Consider the following 18,885-nt stretch of genomic DNA (forward strand, 5'->3'; position numbering starts at 1 on the left):
GTGAAGCGCGGGGCGTTTACTGAGGCTGTTCGATACTGCCGAACTTGCTCATCAGGAAGCCCACGAACTGCTCGACGGTCATCTTCTGGCCGTTGAATTCAACCTGATTGGCGGCGTAATGCAGCTTGGTGACAACGTTGGTGCCATCCAGTGTCGCCAACTGCGAACCAACGGCCATGCCGGCGAACATGTCAGCGCCAGCGCTGGCCTGGTCGACGATGGCCTTGGCATCGGTCTGGCCATCGATTTGCGCCTGCACGCTGAGCAGGTCGACCAGCATCGGCTTGGACACCAACACATTGATGTCCAGCAGCGCGATCAACTGTTTGCCCAGTTGATCCGGTGGCAGGTCCATCGACGCAGGCTTGGTCAGATCAAGCACCAGATTCGCCCGGCTTTCGCCGTTGGCGGTTTTCAGCGACAGGTCTTCCAGCGCCAGTTGCGGCCCGGCCGCCAGCAGTTTCTGCAGGTCGGCCTTGACCTGGGTCGACTCGGCCTCGGTCAGGTTCAGCTCCGGTGCCGGCAGGCCGGCGGCGGTGGCTTCGGCAGCGGCTTTTTCGTAAGGCTGCAGCTTGGTCTGGTAGATCTGCATCAGCGACATCGCCGACGGAATGTCGAGGTTTTTCAGGCTCATGGCCAGGTTGGCCGAACCGATTTTCTTGTCGTTGAGGGTCACTTCAGCGACCTTGTAGTCGGCACGGCCGGAGGCGTTGCTGCCGTTCTCTTCGGTACGGTTCTTCATTTCGAAGTTCTTCACGCCCAGCACCGACTGCTTGGCGCCGAAGGTGGTCTTGCTGCTGGTCAGCTCCAGGGTGTTCTCGCCGGTGTAGTAGCCGTAGGTGCTCTTGGCGAGGTTGCTGGCCAGGGTCAGGCCATTGAGTTCGATCTGCACCGGCGTCTGGTCTTCGGCGACCGTGGTCAGGCGCAGGCTGTCCATGTAGCCGTCGGCCTTGACTTTCTGGGCCTGGGCGCTGGCGGAAATATCCATGTTCAAGCCGGAAAACTTCAGGTTCGACTTGTCATCCAGCGCAGCTTCCAGTGGCAGCAGTTCGAGGTTGCCGGTGGTGGACTGGTCGTAGCCGATGTTGACCACACCTTTGAGCGGCGCCGCGCCCTTGGTGGCGGCAAACCATTTTTCGGTGATCGGGGTCTTTTCCAGCTCAAAGTGACTGGTGGCCATGACCGGAAGCCATTTCAGCGAAACCAGACGCGAGAACGGCAGCGGGCCATGTTCGATGCGGTCGACGAACAGCAGCTCGACCGGCGCTTCGCCGAACATTTCACCCTCGCCCTTGAGGCGATAGTGCGCGGTGCTGCTGAAGGTGTTGCGCTCCAGCGACACCAGTTCCAGCGACGCACTGCCGTTGGAGCCGGCCATGGCGGTCTGCAACTCGCTGTTGGCATTGGCGACGGCATTGTTCAACACGCCTTCGATTTTGGTGCCGGTGTACCAGGCCCCGCCTACGCTGATGGCGCCAATGGCCACAACAATTCCGAGAAGCACGCCTGCTGATTTATTCATGAATGACCTGATCGATTTCCGTGGCTGAAAGTGTGGTCGTCTTCCCTGAACCCGTGACCGGGCCGTGGCGCGACTCCGCTGAATTTAGCGGTGGAGATTAGCACCGGGCGCGCCTGGCAGCCCAATGTTTAAAGGTTAAAGAATGTCGACAAGACATGGACAAACAAAAAGATCGCCGGGTTCGGCGATCTTTTCGGGATCAGGAATATTGCACCTCGATCTCGTCGAGCTGATGGTCGAAGCTTTTCAGCCGCGCGGTCCAGGTGTACACCAGCACTTCGAAATCCCGGTCGATCACTGCTCCGCCCGGCCCGTCGCTGCGCGGGTCGCAGAAATCCAGTTGATAACGCTCGCGGGCCATGGCCGTGGCGACGTCCGACAGTTCGCGGGCGTTGTTGAGCCAGTGCCAGCCATCGCCGGCGACTTGTCGGTCGAGGGCCAGACATTGTTTTTTCAGGGCTTCGAGGCTTTTTTCCAGCGGCGTGCCGGTGAGCTCGCCCATGACTTCGGCGAAGGTACGCCCCGGCTGCCAGTAGCCGCCCCAGAAGTAGCGGTCGAATACGGTTTCGACTTTACGCAGCGCGACCTTGGTGTCCCAGATCAGCAGCAGCGTCTTGCTTTGCTCAAGCTGGCGTTTTTTGAGTCGCTGGGTCTGCACCAGCGCCGACGCCACGACCACGATCGCCATGACCGCGATCAGCGCCACGGTGCTGTCGAGGAAGACCATTGCCTTGTCAATCTGATGAGCCAGCATGATGCCGTAGAAATAGGTGGCCGACAGCAGCACCAGGGCTACGAGGGCGCACCAGAAGCCAAGAGCGTAAGGGTTTTTCATTATTGGTTTCCCCTAGACCTGCGCTAGCGATGTGCACTGAAAAGGCGCCTGGTTCGGGGCGCCCTTTCAATACTTCAAAGCATAGCAACGGCCTCAGGGTTTGCTGGCGCTCGAGGCTTGCGTTCGTCCGCTTTCCCAACCGCCGCCCAGGGCGAGGAACAAATCGATCTGGCTCATGGCAACCTGGGTGTTGGCGGCGGCCAGTTGCGCGGTGACGTCGGTGTAGGTGCGGGTGGCCTGGAGATCGGCGAGAAACGACTCGCGGCCGGCCTGGAAGAAGCGGTGCGTCTGGTCCGCCGCCAGTTTCGCCGACTGCTCGGCATCGGCCAGCGCATCGCGGCGTTGCAGCAGCGCGGAGTACTGGGACAGGCCGGTCTGGGTTTCGCGGATGGCGTTGAGCACCACGCCGTCAAAGTGCGCCAGCGCACCCTGGGTGGTGGCTTCGGCTTCGCGGATCCGGGCCCGGGCGCCGTTGGTCGGCACGCTCCAGCTCAGCGACGGGCCGAAGCCCCAGCGGTTGGTGGACGGTTTGCCAAGGTTGTCCAGAATGCCGACGGTGCCGATGGTTGCGCCGAAACTGATGTCCGGGTACAGCTCGCCGGTGGCGATGCCGATCCCGGCGGTCGCGGCCGCCAGACGCCGCTCGGCCTGGCGGATGTCCGGCCGGCGCTTGAGCAGCGCGGCGCCATCGCCCACCGGCACCAGTTGAGCGATTTTCGGCAGTTCGGCACAGGTCGCGGTGCCGGCCGGCAGTTGATCGACAGGCTTGGCCAGCAACATCGACAGACGGAACAACCCGGCCTGCCGCGCCGCTTCATAGCGCGGCATGTCGGCGCGCAGGGATTTGAACTGGGTCTGCGAACGGGTGACCTGGGTTTCGTCGCCACGGCCGGCATCGCGCAGGCGCTGGATCAGGGTGGTGCTCTGGGATTGCAGGTCGAGGGAATGCTGGGCGATTTCCCGCTCCTCGTTCGCCGCGCAGACCTGGGTGTAAGCCCGCACCACGTCGGCGACCAGAGTGATGCGCGCGGTATCGGCAGCGGCCTGGGTCGCGTCGGCGTTGGCCTTCGCCGCTTCAATCCCGCGTTGCAGGGTGCCCCACAGGTCGAACTGGTAGGACGCGCTGATGCCGATATCGCCGATGTTGGCCACCGGCACTTTCTCCGGCAGCAGGAATGCCTCGCCGGATTCCTGCAAGCGTTGCGCGCCCATCTTCACGCCGCCGCTCCAGCCACCGGCCGCCTCGGCTTCATCGACCTGGGCACGGGCCCGCGACAGGTTCGCCGCCGCCACCCTCAGATCGGTGTTGGATGCCATGGCCTGCTGCACCAGTTGATCCAGACGCGGATCCTGATACAGCCGCCACCAGTCCGCCGGCACCGGGGCCGACACCACCGGTTTGCCGGCCACCGCCAGGTCGCCCTGGAAATCCTTGCGCTGGATCGCCGCGTCTTCGGGCACGTGGTAGTCCGGCCCGACCATCGAGCAGGCCGACAGCATCATGCCCAGCCCGGCGACCATCAGGGCCCTGTTCATTGCGCGGGCTCCTGCGGTTGATCGTCGATGATCGACACGGTGGCGGTACGCCCGGCGATCATGCGGAAGTCATCCGGCACGTCGTCGAAGGCAATGCGCACCGGAATCCGTTGCGCCAGACGTACCCAGCTGAACGCCGGATTGACGTTGGGCAGCAGGTTGCTGCCGCTCGAACGGTCACGGTCTTCGATACCGGCGACGATGCTTTCGACGTGCCCGCGCAAGCGGGCGCGGTCGCCGATCACGCGGATATCCACCGACTGCCCGATGTGGATGCCGTCGAGTTTGGTCTCTTCGAAATAGCCATCGATGTGGAACGAATTGCTGTCGACCACCGACAACACCGGACGCCCGGCGGTGACGAACTCCTGCGAACGCGGCGCACGGTCGTTGACGTAGCCGTCCACCGGACTGCGGATCACCGAGCGGTCGAGGTTGAGCTGAGCGCTGTCCACCGCCACCAGCGCTTCGGCCAGGGCCGATTGCGCGCGGGCCACTTTCGACAGGCTTTCTTCCAGCTGTTCGGCCGGCACCAGATTGCCCAGACCACGGTTACGCTTGGCTTCACGCTGCGCCTGAGCCAGGGTTTCTTCGCGATCGGCTACCGCGGCCTTAGCCTGGCGCAGCGCCAGTTTGAAACGGTCCTGGTCGATGCTGAACAGCACCTGGCCGCGTTTCACCAACTGGTTGTCCTTCACTTCGACCTGCTGGATCAGCCCGGACACGTCCGGGGCGATCTGCACGATGTCGGCGCGAATGTGGCCGTCGCGGGTCCAGGGCGCGAACATGTAATACATCACCATGCGCCAGACCACGACGACGGCGAAAGTCACGATCAGCAGCGTCAGGACGACGCGACCGAGGGTCAGAAACGGTTTTTTCATGTCATCAGGTATCGACTGAGTGAATCCACGCCGTACAGCATCACGGCGTAGAGAGCCACGTTGAACAATGCCCGGTGCCAGACCAGACGGTAGAAATGCAGGCGTGTGAGCACGCCGTGTACCAACACAAACAGCACATAAGTGATGCCCATCAACACCAACAGGGTCGGCAGGAAAATGCCGCTGATATCCAGATCACCGATCATAGGGGCGCTCCTTCGGGCAGCGGTTCTTCGGGCTCTGCATTGGAAACGAATTCCACGCCGGGCAACAGCGCCAGGCGCAAACCGCTCAAGGCGTGCAACAGGTTGAGCCGGGTTTCTTCATCGCCGTGGCCGTTGAGCGCACGGCGGGTGCGATCCATGGTCATCAGCAAGGCGCTTGGCGCCGGCAGGCGTTCGCCAGCCTTGAGGCAGGCCCGGAAATATTCGCCGACCTCTGCCACCACTTGCTTGAGCAGCGCGTTCGGCGCGCCCGTCACTCGCGGTGTGTAGGCGAGCAGGTCGAGCAGGTTCAGCCCCACGCGCACTTCGCGCATGGCGATGCCAGTGTCCTGGCCGGTCAGCGCCAGACGCGGCAGGTGCTGCATCAGGCGGTCGAGCAGTTGCACGCCCAGCTGTCGATGTTCGGCAAGGTTCGCTGGCTCGGTCATGCTGACGATGTCTTTCCAGCTGAAACGGGTCAGACGCTTGGCCGCCAGTTCGGCGCCGAACGGCCGGGCGATCAGGGTCCAGATAAACGCGAACAACAACCCAATCGGGCCCGCCAGGTTGGAATTGACGAAGGCAAAGAAGTCCGCGTCGTAAGCACCGGAAATGCTGATGAACGACGAGGTGTTGACCAGCGTCAGCAGCATGCCGAGGTAGAAGCGTGGCTGCACCGTCAGGGTGCCGACACAGATGAACGGCACCGCGAACGCCAGCACCAGCATCGGAAAGTCATGCAGGTTTGGCAGCACCAGAAACAGGTACAGACTGGCAAACAGCACCGACATTCCGGTCCAGAAAAAGAACCGGTAAATCTGCGGCGCCGGGTCGTCCATCGAGGCGAAGAAGCTGCACGACACCGCCGCCAGAATCACCGCGCTGCCACCGTCGGTCCAGCCCAGCAGGATCCACAACACCGAGGCAACGATGATCGCCAGAATGGTCGAGGCCACCGAATACAGCATCAGCCCGCGGTCGATGAATGGCGTCAGGCGACCGAGGCGCCAGTGACGATACACCGCGCGCCAGCTGTCCTGGCGCTCGCACAGGATTGCGTCCTGCAGACTGCGGCAGTCCTGCCACAGATCGATGAATTCGCCGAGGCGATACAGCGCGTTGGAAAACAGCAACTGCTTGCGATCTTCCAGGGCTTCGGCGCTCGGTTGCAGTGCTTCGAGCTGATCCCGCAGCGCTTGCCAGCGTTCCAGATCGGCGTCTTTGTGGCCGAGCCATTCGCGGGTCGCGGTGAGCAGTGGTGCGAACTTTTCCACTAGCTCGGGCGTGCGCCGTTCGAGGGCGTACAGCGAATCTTCAAGGGCATCGATCACCGGCAGCAGGTGAATCATCCGGCCGCGCAGTTCCTTGGTGTTGCGTACGGTTTGCGGCCGCGCACCTTCGTGCGGCAACTGGCCGATCATCAATTCCAGGCTGTTGAAACTGCCGACCATCGCCATGCGCAGGGCGGTGACTTCTTCAGGCTGGACGTCGCGGCTGAGGAATTTCAGGCTGTAAGTCGTGGCGTCGGCGAACCATTTGCCCACGGCATCGTTGAACACCGGTGCCAGGCGTCGTGGCCAGAACATCGCGCCGACCACCGCCGCCACGGCGATGCCGAGAAAGATCTCTTCAGTCCGCGACTCGGCCACGTCCCACACCGCCAACGGGTTATCCACCACCGGCAGGGCGATCAACGGCAAGGTGTAGCCGGCCAGCATCAGCGCGTAGTTGTTGGCGGTGCGCAAATGCAGGGACAGGAACAGCAGAATCCCCGTCCACAAGGCGATGACCACCACCAGCACATAAGGGCTCTGGACGAACATCGGCACGAACAGCACCGCCGCCGCTGCACCGAGAAACGTGCCGATCGCCCGATACAGCGCCTTGGAACTGGTCGGGCCGAGGAACGGGCTGGAAACGATGTACACCGTGGCCATCGCCCAGTACGGACGCGGCATCTGCATGAGCAAGGCGATATACAGCGCGGTCATCGAAGCCGCAAACGTGCGGATCCCGTAGAACCAGTCCCGCGCCGGGGGCATGCCGGAAAAGAACCCGTTCACGGATTGATCACCGTTGGCGGAGTGGCCGCCTCAAAAGCTCTCAGTACTCGAAGCGTAGCCTCCAGATCGCGCTGGTCGATGCCTTCGAGCACTTCATGACGCAGACGCACCAGTTGCGCCTCCACCGCTTGCACCAGCTCACGGCCGGCGTCGGTCAGGCTCAGGCATTTGGCGCGACGGTCCTGGGCATCTTCGGTGCGGCAGACAAACCCGGCGTGACACAACTGATCGAGCAGGCGCACCAGCGACGGCGACTCCATCCCCGCCGCCTGCGCCACCTGCACCTGGCGCACACCCTCGCCCAACCGCCCGATCATCAACAACGGGACGGCGCAGGCTTCGGAAATTCCATAGTTGACCAGCGTGGTCTGGCAGATCTTCCGCCAATGCCTGGCGGCCACCACCATGGCACTGCTGATGTTCATCTGGAGAGCGTCGAGGTTATTCGGCACGAGGGAATGCACACACTGTTAGTTTGCTAACTATCAATATCGCATTGGAGGGGAAATTCAGTCAAGTTTTGAAACAAATCTCCTCGAAGGTTTTTTACAGTTGATCCAGCTCGATGGGTTTTCCAATTTCATTGCGTCGCGAGTGAATGATCAACGCCAAATACTGATCGTCCAGCCGTTCAATAACCGCCTCATACAATGATGCGGAAAGCAGGACAGCTAAAACTTGACTGTGCTTTTGTAAAACGACTGGCTCATATTTGACATCCTTGATTACCGCATCAAAATTTTCTTTAAAAGCCTCGACACTGATCATTTTTACCGGGGGGAATCTTTGCATTTTTCAGCTTCCAGTCTTCTTTGAAATCGGAAGCTACCCCAGATAGAGAGGGCGATTGAGGATATCCTGTGACGAAATTTTACGCTGACTAAGCGCCCCGCCCCTTCCTCAACATCACATCCAGCTGATCCACCACCTCCGCCCAATCCGCATCATCGAGAATCTCGTCCCGCAGGAAATCCGCCTGGCTCTTGCTCCAGAAAAACGCGTCGCACAAGTGCAGTTCGGGTTTGAGCGGGGAATGGGTGGCGATGAACTGGTCGATGCTGACCGGGTCGTTGTCCAGACCGAGTTGCTTGAACAGGGATGGGAGGCTGTGCGTCGGGTTTTCCATGTCGGAACTCCTGCGAGATTTATAGGGTGGGAAAGATTTTTCGCGAGCAAGCCCGCTCCCACAGGCTCAGTGCAAAACCCGTGGGAGCGAGCCTGCTCGCGATTGGCGTCCTCATAAACGCCACAAAGCTACTGACTCAACTCCCGCACCTGCGCATGCGGCACCATTTTCAGGAATTCGGGCATGCTCATGTGCAGCAGGTTGTTGTGGTTGCCGGCTTCCAGGTAGACGTCTTTCTGCCGGGTCAGCAGCGGGTCGATGACCATGTCCAGTCCGTAGGAATCCCCCAGTGGCGGTACGGCGCCGCGTTCGCAGTCGTCGAAAATGTGCGCCAGATTGCTTTCGCGGGTGATTTGCCATTCGCCGCTGCTGCGCACCTTGCTCAAGTCCAGGTGGCGGCTGGCGGGCAGCACCGCCATCAGGTAGTGCCCGTGGCGGTCGTCCAGAATCACCGATTTGGCCACCCGTTCTGCGGCAATCCCGGAGACCCGCGCCGTTTCCAGGCTGCTGGACGAGTGCGGGTGGGTGACGATGTCATATTCGCATTGCGCCCGGTTGAGGCTGCTCTGCACTTTCTTGGCCATACGCATGATGCACCTCGGTGCCCGCCGACGCTGCGCGGCGGACGGTAATGAAACGCTGTGGCTGTCCTTCAAAGTCTAGTCCCGTCGGCCGCGCACACAGGGAAATCCGCCCACTGGCGGGGCGGGGAGAATTGATCAAAATTCATCCAGCCACAGCCTCAACTAGACTGTAAGAACAACCCCTGACTCTCGCGGAGGGTCACGTGAACATCCGTTGCTGTGCGTTTGCCCTGGTGCTGCTGAGTGGAACGGTGGTTGCGGCAGACACCCCGTTTACCGCTGTCAGCCCGGTCGGTCTTTGGCTGATCACCCTGGGCATCGCGTTTCTGATCGCCGAAGCCGCGCTGCCCAACTACGGGGTGATCGGCCTCGGCGGCATCGTCATGTTCGTGATCGGCGCGCTGATTCTGAGCAACGCCGAACTGCCGGTACCGATGATGATCGGCCTCGGCCTGGTCAGCGCCCTGTTGCTGATCGCGCTGCTGGTCCGCGCCCTGAAAACCCGACCGCGCCAACCGGTCAGCGGCGATGCCGGCCTGCTCGGCAGTGTCACGGCGGTGACCGTGGTGCAACCGGAAGACAGCCGCAACGGCTGGGTGCAGTTGCAGGGAGAACGCTGGCAGGTGCTGAGCGCCACGCCGCTGCACACCGGGCAACCGGTGCGGGTGGTCGGGCGCAAGGGTCTGTTGCTGCAAGTGGCCGCGACTGACGCGGCACCGCTCGGAGAGTGATCATGGGTCTGCAAATCGGTTTTGTCGCGCTGCTGCTGTTGCTGATCGCCCTGGCTGGCTCGACGTTCCGCATCCTGCGCGAATACGAACGCGGCGTGGTGTTCCAGCTCGGACGCTTCTGGCAGGTCAAGGGGCCGGGGCTGATCCTGCTGATTCCGGTGGTGCAGCAAATGGTCCGGGTCGATCTGCGCACCATCGTCCTCGACGTGCCGCCGCAGGACGTGATCACCCGCGACAACGTGTCGGTAAAGGTCAACGCGGTGCTGTACTTTCGCGTGCTCGACCCGCAGAAAGCGATCATCCAGGTCGAGGATTTCCTCATGGCCACCAGCCAACTGGCCCAGACCACCCTGCGCGCGGTCCTCGGCAAACATGAGCTGGACGAACTGCTGGCAGAACGCGAACGCCTGAACATCGACATCCAGCAAGTGCTCGACGCCCAGACCGACGCCTGGGGCATCAAGGTCGCCAACGTCGAAATCAAGCACGTTGACCTCAACGAGTCGATGGTGCGCGCCATCGCCAAGCAGGCCGAAGCCGAGCGCGAACGGCGAGCCAAGGTGATCCACGCCGAAGGCGAATTGCAGGCCTCGGAAAAACTCATGCAGGCCGCCGAAATGCTCGGCCGCCAGCCCGGCGCCATGCAGCTGCGCTACATGCAGACCTTGAGTTCGATTGCCGGCGACAAGAGCTCGACCATCGTGTTTCCGTTGCCGATCGAACTGCTCAAGGGGATGGCAGATTTGTCAGGTAAATCCTGAGGCAAAAGCTCGCAGTCGACAGCGGCGTTTATAGAGGTGCGGTTTTAGTCGAGTGGTGGCTGGGGGATGAACAGGCGTGCCTTGGCGCCGCCGGCATGGATTTCGGCGCCGGGCTGCCAGGTTGCGGGTAAGGGTGAGAATTCTTCCGCAGCGCCAAACGTCCCGACCAGCCAGACCCGTCCATGCCCCGGCAATTGCGCGAGGCTGTCCAGATAGACCTCGCGGCTCACCAGTGTGCCGAAGCCGTACTCATTCGGTTGTGTCGAACGGCCGTCCGCTGTCGGCGGAGTAAAGAGGCGCACCTGCGCACCGCTGCGGTCGTAATAGACGTAGCTCAAGTACCAGAGCATGTCGCTGGTGACGATACGATCGCCTGGCAGGAAATGCTGATTGACGTAATTCACCACGCGATCGAACTGATCATCGCTGTCGACGTTGGCGTTGTTGTTCACGCCGAGCAGTTCCACGCCGATCAGTGAGACCAACACCGCCAAAGCGAGCAACCGTGCGTGGCTGTACAAACGGTCAATGGCAGACGCCGCCAGCATCGGCAACCCCAGGGCGTACGCCGTCAAATAGCGCTCGACGAAGACCGGCGTGATGAACGACACCGCAAATACCAGCAGCAGCGGCAGTCCGGTGTACAGCGCCAACAGCATACTGCCGCGCGACACGCTGCGATCGCGCATCACCGCGACAGCCGCCAGTGCCAGCAATGCCAGGGGCAACGCTGCGAACGTCAGCAGCGGTAACGTATCGCCATCGTCCTGCATCAACCACGACCAGATCATCGACGGCAGCGAACTCAAGGTGACGGCCGGCTCCCAGCCGACATCGCCGCCGGCCCTGAGCTGTTCCATGTGCTGCATCAAGTCGAGCAGATTGGGCAGCCAGGGCAGGTACAGCACGATGATGGCCAGGTTCGCCAGCCACCAGTTCCAGCGCTGGATATGGCGGAATCGATAACCGCGCTGTACGCGGATCGCGATCAGGTAGAGCCAGTGACACAAAACCGCGAGAACGGCGAAGTAGTGGGTGTAGAAGGCCGCGCTCATCAACAACGCGTAAATCACCAGATAGCGGTTTCGCTGGGGGCGCCTGATCCAGTAAACCAGCGCCAGGCTCGCGGCGAGCAACAGCCCTCCGAGCAACGCGTACATGCGCACTTCCTGGCTGTAGCGCACCGCTGTCGGCAGCAGCGCCAGCAACAGACCGGCGATGAAGGCCGCCCGGCGTGTGGCCAGGCGATCCACCAGCCAGACGCCCAACCCGACCGCCGCGATGCCGGCCAGCGCACTCAGGCAGCGGATCGCGAAGATGCCGTCACCGAACAGCTCGATCCAGCCATGCAGCAGTATGAAGTACAGCGGCGGATGCACATCGAAGGCCGCGTGCTTCCAGATTTCGCTCAACGGATAGCGCGCCAACAGCAGACTGGACCCTTCATCGCCCCAGATCGCCGCCGCCGTCAGGTCATAAAAACGCACGAACGCCGCCAGCGCGAGGATCGGCCACAGCCAATGATGTTTTACCCAGCGCACCCAGCGCAGACTGCCGAACCAGGAGCCGGGTGCGGCAAAGGGATCTTGCGTGTCGCCCATTGGCGTGACTCTGTTAACCGCCATCGCTTCCTCTTGCCGCGCCGTTGCGCCACGAGAGTATGACGCGCCAACCTGCTCATCACTTTAGGTCAGCCACAGCAGAATCGTCGACGCCGGCTGGCGCTTTCGCGACATCCGGCAACACGGCGGTCCGGTTCTCGTCTGGGTACACCGACTCCCATCCCCCACCCAGCGCCCGGTACAGCCCGACCATCGCCAGTGAAACGCCGGTGGAGCTTTCCACCCATTGTTCCTGGGTGGCGAGCAGTGCGCCTTGCACGGTGAGGACGTTGACGAAGTCGACCACGCCTTCGACGTATTGCTGTTGCGCAGTGCGCAGGGCGATCTGGTTCTGGCGCACGGCTTCGGCGAGGCTGTCGCGGCGGCGCTGGCTGGCGTTGTAGGCGGTCAGTTGGTCGTCGATTTCGTGCCAGGCGCGCAGGACGGTCTGTTGATAACCGATCGCCGCTTCCTGCTGCTGGGCTTCGCGCAGTTGCAGCACGCCGCGCAAGCGGCCGCCGTCGAACAGCGGCAGGCTGAATTGCGGGCCGATGCCGAAGGCGCGTGAGCCCCAGGAACCGAAATCGCTGAGCTGCATGGCTTGCGAGCCGAGATTGCCGGACAGGGTGATGCGCGGATAGAAATCGCCCTTGGCCACGCCGATGTTGGCGGTGGCGGCATGCAGACGAGCTTCGGCCTGGCGAATGTCCGGGCGGCGTTCGGCCAGTTGCGACGGCAGGCCGATGGCGACGGTCAATGGCGACTGCGGCACCGGCGCGTCTGTGGATAACTCTTGAGCCAAGGCCTGTGGCGGTTCGCCCATCAACAGGCTGATGGCGTTGATCAGTTGCGCCTGACGTTGCTCCAGCGCCGGCAGGCGCGATTCGATGGCCGCCACTTGCGCGGCGGCTTCGGCGACGTCGAGATCAGTGGCCACGCCATCGTTGAGGCGCAGTTGCGAGAGCTTCAGGCTGTGCCGCGCCACGTCGAGGTTCTGCTCGGTGACCGCGCGGGTGTTCTGCACACCACGCAGTTGGATGTAGTTCTGCGCGGTGTCCGCGAGCACCGCCAGCAGCACACCGCGACGGTCGTTTTCCGCGACTTCGAGGTTGGCATCGGCCGCTTCGGTTTCCCGGCGCACACGGCCCCAGAAATCCAGTTCCCAGGAGGCGGAGAAACCGGCGTCCCACAGGTTGAACGCGGAATCGCCATTGTGCCCGGACGGGTCGTTCAAGCCTTCGCCGCTGTTGCGTTTGCGGGCGTAGCTGCCGGTGGCGGCGGTCGTCGGATAGCGGTCGGCGCTGATCACCTGACGGGCAGCGCGGCTTTGTTGCAGACGGCTGCTGGCCAGTTGCAGGTCAAGGTTGCTGCGCAAGGCGCGCTGGGTCAGGGCCGAGAGCTGCGCGTCGTGAAAGACTTCCCACCAGCGCTCGTTCAACGGTTCGCTGACGGCCTGGCTGGGGGCACTTTTTGACGGTTTTGCCCACTCGGCAATCCGGGTGGTTTCGGGTTTCTGGAAGTCCGGGCCGACGGTGCACGCCGCCAACGCCGACAGACTCAGGACAACCGTCATGGACTGAAAGCGCTTCATCGCTGCGTCACCTCACGCACCGATGTCATCGAGCTTTCGGTATCGATGCTCGCTTCCACCGACATCCCGACCCGCAAGCGTTCGGCCAGCGGCTGCCCCGGATCCAGCAAAACCTTCACCGGAATCCGCTGCACGACTTTGGTGAAGTTGCCGGTGGCGTTGTCCGGTTTGACCGCCGCGAAGGTCACGCCGGTAGCCGGGGCGATGCTTTCGACACGGCCGGTGAGGGCTTCGCCGCCGAGGCTGTCGACCCGCACGACCACATCCTGCCCCGGCTGCACGTCGGTGAGCTGGGTTTCCTGGAAGTTGGCGACCACATAGGCCTGTTTCAGCGGCACCACCGCCAGCAGTTTGCTGCCCGGCGTCACATAGGCGCCGACCCGTACGGCGCGCTCGCCGATCATGCCGTCCTGGGGCGCGGTGATGCGCGTGTAGGACAGCTCGAAACTGGCGATTTCCAGCGCGGCCTGAGCGTGCTTCAAACTGCCTTCGGCAGCATCGCGCTGCGCCGTCAGAATCTCGACCTGCTTACGTTCCGCTGCCAGTTTCGCGGTGGCCGTGTCCAGCCGCGCAGAAGCCTGATCGATCCGGGTGCGCGCCTGCTGCGCGTTCTGCACGGTGCCGGCACCGACGCCGGCCAAGTGGTTGTAGCGGTTCAATTCCTGCTGGGCGAAGGCCATTTCAGCCTTGGCCGATACCACCGACGCCTGCGCCTGTGCGATCACCGAAGTTTGGCGCTCCAGAGTGGCCTTGGCGTTCTGCAACTGCGCGCGGGCCACCAGGGTTTGCGCATCGGCGGCTTCGGCGGCGGCGCGCAGGTCGCGGTCATCGATCAGCGCCAGCAACTGCCCGGCCTTGACCTGCTGGTTGTCTTCCACCAGCACCTCTTTGATGAATCCGGCCACACGCGGCACCACCAGGGTGAAGTCGGCAGAAACGAATGCATCGTTGGTGTTCTGCTGGGTGCGTTTGCCGAACAGGCCGGGCATCGCCAGATACACCAGCACACCAACCGCCAGCGCAGCGGCTACGGCCACCGCGAGTTTTTGCTTTGCTTGAGTCGTCATAAAAACCTTCTGTTTCAGTCAGGTCGGCGCGCGCGGCGGAAAGATCCGCGTCGGCAGCCAGAAAATCAGCAGGATCAGCGCCACCGCGACGCCGGCCATGCACAGATAAAGATCCGAGGAAGTCAGCACCACCGCCTGTTCGTGCAGACGATGGGCGAGGCCGGGGTCATTGCTTGCGGCCAGCGGTGAGTTGCCGAGGCGATCGACCAGCATCGTCGAATGAAAATGCAGGCGCGAAGTGGTCAGCGCTTCGATCACGCCGGTGGCGACCACCGCCGCCAAGCCTTTCACGGTGTTGAACCAGGCCGAGGCGAACGGCCCGTCCTGGGGCTGGATGCTGCCGGTCGACAACATCAACAGCGGCAGCACCGCCATCGGCTGGCCGAAAATCTGCAGCCATTGCAGGACGTAGAAATCGTCGCGAATCCATTCCGAGGTCAGCTGCGAGCCACCGAGGCATGACAGCGTCAACATGCTCAAACCGATGCCGAGCACCCAGCGGCAATCGACCCAGCGCAGGTTGCACAGCGCCGCCACCAGCGGCAGCGCGATCAACTGCGGCAACGCCGCGATCAGCATGATCGGCGCAGTCTGTACCGGCCGGTAACCCTGCACCTGAGCCAGATAACTCGATGGAATCAGCACCACCGCCAGCAGCACCACCAGCACGCCGGCCAATGTCATCAGCGCGAACGACAGGTTGCGGATGCCGAGCATCTGCAACTTGAAAAACGGGATTGGCTGCGACCATTCATTGATCAGAAACGCCACCAGCAACAGCGAACCGGCGCCGAGCAAAGCGCAGATCAGGTTGGATTCGAACCAGTCCAGGCGATTGCCCTGCAACAGGCCGATCACCAGCATGCAGATCGCCGGAAAGCCCAGCAGCAGGCCTTTCCAGTTGAACGATTTGAGGCGCTCCAGACGCAGCGGATCCTGTGGAATGCCCCAGGCAACCATCGCCATGGCAATCAGGCACGGCACGATGATTTGCCAGAACGTCCATTGCCAGCCGACGTACTCGGTCCACAACCCCGCCAGCGGCGTGCCGAGACCGGGGCCGAACGTCGCGGTCAGGGCGTAACCGGCCAGACCGTAAAGCTTGATGTTGGCCGGCAGGAATCGGAGCGCGACGGTCATCAGCATCGGCGGCAACGCGCCGCCAGCCAGGCCTTGCAGGATGCGCATCAGCAACAGGCTTTCGTAGTTCGGGGCGAACGGACAGAGCACCCCAAGCAGGGTGAACACGCCGATGGCGCACAGGGTGAAGCGACGCAGGGAAAAGGTCACCGAGCACCACGGCGCGAATGCCATGGCCGCCACCGAGGTCGCGGTGTAGCTGGCGACCAGCCAGGTGCCTTCGTCGTAGCCGATGCTCAGGGCGCCGCGAATGTCGGCCAGGGCGACCTTGGTCACCATCTCGTTGAGACCCGACACCAGCACCGCCAGCAGCACGCCGACCAGACCGATGATGATCCGCGCCCCGAACACCGGTGGCGCGGCTGCCATCGGAGCGGTTGCGGCGATCGGCGCCGTGACCGTCAGGGATGTCATGCAAGCAAACTCCGGAGGGAAAAATACCGGAGCATGTTAGTAGGGCTTAGTGCTGACGAAAATTGACTTATTGGCAGTTTATAAGTGCACCAGACGCAATTGTCAGGGCTGTGCCGCCAGCCAGGTTTCGTCGCAGCAGGTCTTGAGGGTTTCCCGCAGCCAGCGGTGGGCCGGGTCCTTGTCGAAACGCGGGTGCCAGGCCTGGGTCAGCATCAGGGTCGGAAGCGGAATCGGCAGGTCGAACGAGCGCAGCTTCAAGCCCAGCCGCCGCACGCTGAGCAGCGCTTCCTTGGGCACCGGCAAAATCAGGTCGGAGTCTGGCAGGGCGAACATCGCCGCGTGAAAACTCGGCGCTATCACTGCCACCCGCCGCTCCAGCCCCAGAGCATTCAAAGCGGTGTCGATGGGCCCACGGGCGATGCCCCGGCGGGACATGCTGATGTGGGAAAAACCGGCGTAACGTTCGGCCGTGATCTCGCCATCCAGCAGCGGATGATCCTCGCGCACCAGACCGACAAAGTGGGTGGAAAACAGGTTCTGCACTTTGACTTCCGGCGTCACCGGGCGGGTGTTGCTCACGCTCAGATCGATCCGCCCTTCGCGCAGGGCTTCATCGTCACCGTCACCTTCGGGCACGAAGCGCAGCTCACAGTGCGGCGCCAGTTGATCGAGGGTGTCGAACAGCTTGCCGCCGTACACGCCGACGAAAAAATCGTTGGCACGAATGCTGAAGCGCCGGCGCAACGTGCCCAGCTCCACCGCATCGGCCGAGCGAAACAGCAACGCCGCCTGCTCGACCACATCGCGCACCTGCTCGCGCAGCTCCAGTGCCTTGGGCGTCGGCACCAGACCGCGACCGGCGCGCACCAGAATCGGATCGCCAATGGCTTCGCGGATCCGCGTCAGCGTGCGGCTCATGGCCGCCGGGCTGAGGTTCATCCGCCGCGCGGCGCCGACCACGCTGCCCTCGTCGAGCAAGGCGTCGAGGGCGACCAACAGGTTCATGTCCGGGAGTTGCATGCTGAGCACTCGTGGCCGATCAGGATTGATTCGCACGCAATGCTAGCAGATCAGAAAATCAGCGCTGCATGCCCCAGCGCTTCACCGTCACCCGCTCCAGCGTGTCGAACACCAGGTTCTCCACCAGCAGACCGATGAGGATCACCACGGCCAGACCGGCAAACACCTTGTCGGTGTACAACTCATTGCGGTTCTGGAAGATGTACCAGCCCAAACCACCCTTACCGCTGGTGGCACCGAACACCAGCTCGGCGGCGATCAGGGTACGCCAGGCGAAAGCCCAGCCGATTTTCAGCCCGGCGAGGATTGATGGCAGCGCCGCCGGAATCAGGATGAACAGCACGAAGCGCATGCCCTTCAAACCGTAGTTGCGCCCGGCCATGCGCAGGGTTTCCGAGACGCCGAGGAACCCGGCGTAAGTGTTCAGCGCCAGCGCCCACAGCACCGAATGCACCAGCACGAAAATCAGGCTGTTCTGGCCCAGGCCGAACCACAGCAACGCCAGCGGCAACAGGGCAATCGCCGGCAGCGGGTTGAACATCGAGGTCAGGGTGCTGAGCAAGTCCCGACCAACCTGGGTCGAAACCGCCAGCGTGGTCAGGGCGAAGGCCAGGACAATGCCGATCAGGTAACCCTTGATCAGCACCACCAGCGAGATCCACACCTTGCCCAGCAGTTCGCCGCTGAGCAGGCCGTCATACAGCGCGTGACTGGTCTGCAAGAAGCTCGGCAGCAGCAGGTCGTTGTTCTGCACCCGGGCCACAACCTCCCAGAGCACGGCGAGCAAAATCAGAATCACGCTTTTGCGCAACCAGCCCTGTTGCCACAAGCGCTGGCCCAGCGGCAGCTCGCGCTCCACCGGAACGCTGGTCAGCGGTTGCAGATCGTTTTCGAATTCTTGACGTACGGATGATGAATGGCTCATCGGGCAATCCTCCAGGCGGCTCAATAAGCGATGCGGATATCAGTGAAATCCAGTTCGCGCTCGGTTTCCGGCGACTGTCCTTCATCGAACAGCAACCGGTGAATGCGCCGCGCCGATTCCTGAAACGCTACACCGCCGAGGCTGTGCAAATCGTATTGATGACTGTGCACTTCCGCCCTCACCCGCCCCGGATGCGGCGACAACAGCAGGATCCGATTGCCGACCACCAGCGCTTCTTCAATCGAGTGGGTGACGAACAGCAAGGTGAACCGCACCTCCTCCCAGAGCAGCAGCAATTCCTCCTGCATCTTGCGCCGGGTCAGGGCATCCAGCGCGGCGAACGGCTCGTCCATCAGCAGGATTTTCGGCTGCATCGCCAGCGCCCGGGCAATCGCCACCCGCGCTTTCATGCCGCCGGACAAGGTGTGCGGGTAGGCATCGGCGAACGCCGCCAGACCGACTTTCTCCAGGTAATGCAGCGCACGCTCTTCAGCTTCCTTTTTCTTCAGCGTGCGCGAAGCCAGCAGCGGAAACATCACGTTCTGTTTGACGGTTTTCCACGGTGGCAGTTGATCGAACTCCTGAAACACCACGATCCGGTCCGGTCCCGGCGCGTCGACGCGCTGGCCCTGCAGACGGATCTCGCCCTCACACGGCGCAATGAACCCCGCGACAGCTTTGAGCAAGGTGGATTTACCGCAGCCGGACGGGCCGAGCAGCACGAAGCGATCCTGTTGATCGACTTCGAAACTGACCTGGTGGGTGGCGCGCACGACGCGCTGCGGCGTGCGGTATTCGAGGCTGACCTGATCGACCGCCAACAGCGCTTGCGCGGTGGCGATCGGGTTGCTGGCCGCGTGGCCTTGCAAAGGGGCGTTCATG

Annotated in this window: 19 protein-coding genes; 2 read left to right on the plus strand and 17 right to left on the minus strand. The window is 62.6% G+C overall.

Features of this window, described 5'->3' with window-relative positions; genetic code table 11:
- Positions 1 to 16: 16 nt before the first annotated feature.
- The 10 genes from CAF80_RS19190 to CAF80_RS19235 all read right to left on the minus strand — a co-directional run bounded on the left by CAF80_RS19190 (position 17) and on the right by CAF80_RS19235 (position 8,759).
- Positions 17 to 1,522 carry a YdgA family protein gene (locus CAF80_RS19190; RefSeq protein ID WP_039773001.1) on the minus strand — a complete coding sequence of 502 codons (1,506 nt, stop codon included), beginning with the start codon at positions 1,520 to 1,522 and terminating at the stop codon, positions 17 to 19.
- 199 nt (positions 1,523 to 1,721) lie between these two features.
- Positions 1,722 to 2,357 carry a hypothetical protein gene (locus CAF80_RS19195; protein WP_011331886.1) on the minus strand — a complete coding sequence of 212 codons (636 nt, stop codon included), beginning with the start codon at positions 2,355 to 2,357 and terminating at the stop codon, positions 1,722 to 1,724.
- A gap of 93 nt (positions 2,358 to 2,450) precedes the next feature.
- Entirely contained in the window at positions 2,451 to 3,893 is a 1,443-nt protein-coding gene (locus CAF80_RS19200) for an efflux transporter outer membrane subunit (protein WP_085613322.1), read from the minus strand.
- Complete coding sequence (locus CAF80_RS19205; protein WP_085667626.1) at positions 3,890 to 4,777, minus strand: HlyD family secretion protein; 888 nt, start codon at positions 4,775 to 4,777, stop codon at positions 3,890 to 3,892. The genes CAF80_RS19200 and CAF80_RS19205 overlap by 4 nt, the downstream gene beginning before the upstream one ends.
- Positions 4,774 to 4,983, minus strand: a complete 210-nt coding sequence (locus CAF80_RS19210) for a DUF1656 domain-containing protein (RefSeq protein ID WP_007957657.1) — start codon at positions 4,981 to 4,983, stop codon at positions 4,774 to 4,776. The genes CAF80_RS19205 and CAF80_RS19210 overlap by 4 nt, the downstream gene beginning before the upstream one ends.
- Positions 4,980 to 7,043, minus strand: a complete 2,064-nt coding sequence (locus tag CAF80_RS19215; protein ID WP_074689351.1) for an FUSC family protein — start codon at positions 7,041 to 7,043, stop codon at positions 4,980 to 4,982. Before CAF80_RS19215 ends, CAF80_RS19210 begins: the two co-directional genes overlap by 4 nt.
- Positions 7,040 to 7,468, minus strand: coding sequence for a MarR family winged helix-turn-helix transcriptional regulator (locus tag CAF80_RS19220; protein WP_039773010.1), 429 nt, complete (start codon positions 7,466 to 7,468; stop codon positions 7,040 to 7,042). Before CAF80_RS19220 ends, CAF80_RS19215 begins: the two co-directional genes overlap by 4 nt.
- Positions 7,469 to 7,589: 121 nt before the next feature.
- Entirely contained in the window at positions 7,590 to 7,835 is a 246-nt protein-coding gene (locus CAF80_RS19225; protein ID WP_081353107.1) for a type II toxin-antitoxin system Phd/YefM family antitoxin, read from the minus strand.
- An 88-nt stretch (positions 7,836 to 7,923) separates the two neighbouring features.
- Positions 7,924 to 8,169, minus strand: a complete 246-nt coding sequence (locus CAF80_RS19230; protein WP_074689349.1) for a DUF2789 domain-containing protein — start codon at positions 8,167 to 8,169, stop codon at positions 7,924 to 7,926.
- A gap of 128 nt (positions 8,170 to 8,297) precedes the next feature.
- Positions 8,298 to 8,759 (minus strand): aminoacyl-tRNA deacylase, encoded by a 462-nt coding sequence (locus CAF80_RS19235; protein WP_085667625.1) that lies wholly within the window; start codon positions 8,757 to 8,759, stop codon positions 8,298 to 8,300.
- A 197-nt stretch (positions 8,760 to 8,956) separates the two neighbouring features.
- Here CAF80_RS19235 and CAF80_RS19240 point away from each other — a divergent pair, with 197 nt between their 5' ends.
- Together CAF80_RS19240 and CAF80_RS19245 are read left to right on the plus strand one after the other, a co-directional pair.
- A complete protein-coding gene (locus CAF80_RS19240; RefSeq protein WP_085667624.1) occupies positions 8,957 to 9,484 on the plus strand; it encodes an NfeD family protein in 528 nt (175 codons plus the stop codon).
- 2 nt (positions 9,485 to 9,486) lie between these two features.
- The gene (locus tag CAF80_RS19245) at positions 9,487 to 10,245 is read left to right on the plus strand and encodes a slipin family protein (RefSeq protein WP_039773021.1); all 759 of its coding nucleotides are present in this window, start codon (positions 9,487 to 9,489) and stop codon (positions 10,243 to 10,245) included.
- A gap of 44 nt (positions 10,246 to 10,289) precedes the next feature.
- Here CAF80_RS19245 and CAF80_RS19250 read toward each other — a convergent pair whose 3' ends face one another.
- The 7 genes from CAF80_RS19250 to CAF80_RS19280 all read right to left on the minus strand — a co-directional run bounded on the left by CAF80_RS19250 (position 10,290) and on the right by CAF80_RS19280 (position 18,884).
- A complete protein-coding gene (locus tag CAF80_RS19250; protein ID WP_085667623.1) occupies positions 10,290 to 11,870 on the minus strand; it encodes a glycosyltransferase family 39 protein in 1,581 nt (526 codons plus the stop codon).
- A gap of 55 nt (positions 11,871 to 11,925) precedes the next feature.
- Positions 11,926 to 13,437 (minus strand): efflux transporter outer membrane subunit, encoded by a 1,512-nt coding sequence (locus tag CAF80_RS19255; RefSeq protein WP_256578183.1) that lies wholly within the window; start codon positions 13,435 to 13,437, stop codon positions 11,926 to 11,928.
- The gene (locus tag CAF80_RS19260) at positions 13,434 to 14,504 is read right to left on the minus strand and encodes an HlyD family secretion protein (RefSeq protein WP_074689345.1); all 1,071 of its coding nucleotides are present in this window, start codon (positions 14,502 to 14,504) and stop codon (positions 13,434 to 13,436) included. Before CAF80_RS19260 ends, CAF80_RS19255 begins: the two co-directional genes overlap by 4 nt.
- 18 nt (positions 14,505 to 14,522) lie before the next feature.
- Positions 14,523 to 16,058 (minus strand): MFS transporter, encoded by a 1,536-nt coding sequence (locus tag CAF80_RS19265; protein ID WP_085667622.1) that lies wholly within the window; start codon positions 16,056 to 16,058, stop codon positions 14,523 to 14,525.
- Between the two features lie 102 nt (positions 16,059 to 16,160).
- On the minus strand, positions 16,161 to 17,078 hold the full coding sequence (locus tag CAF80_RS19270) for a LysR family transcriptional regulator (RefSeq protein ID WP_011331856.1): 918 nt from the start codon (positions 17,076 to 17,078) through the stop codon (positions 16,161 to 16,163).
- A 58-nt stretch (positions 17,079 to 17,136) separates the two neighbouring features.
- Positions 17,137 to 18,003: an ABC transporter permease gene (locus CAF80_RS19275; protein ID WP_011331855.1), complete on the minus strand. Its 867-nt coding sequence runs from the start codon at positions 18,001 to 18,003 to the stop codon at positions 17,137 to 17,139.
- Between the two features lie 20 nt (positions 18,004 to 18,023).
- A complete protein-coding gene (locus CAF80_RS19280) occupies positions 18,024 to 18,884 on the minus strand; it encodes an ABC transporter ATP-binding protein (protein WP_007957720.1) in 861 nt (286 codons plus the stop codon).
- Between the last annotated feature and the right edge of the window lies 1 nt (position 18,885).

It is taken from the genome of Pseudomonas sp. B34(2017) (genome assembly GCF_002112915.1).
Lineage (GTDB): Bacteria > Pseudomonadota > Gammaproteobacteria > Pseudomonadales > Pseudomonadaceae > Aquipseudomonas > Aquipseudomonas pharyngis.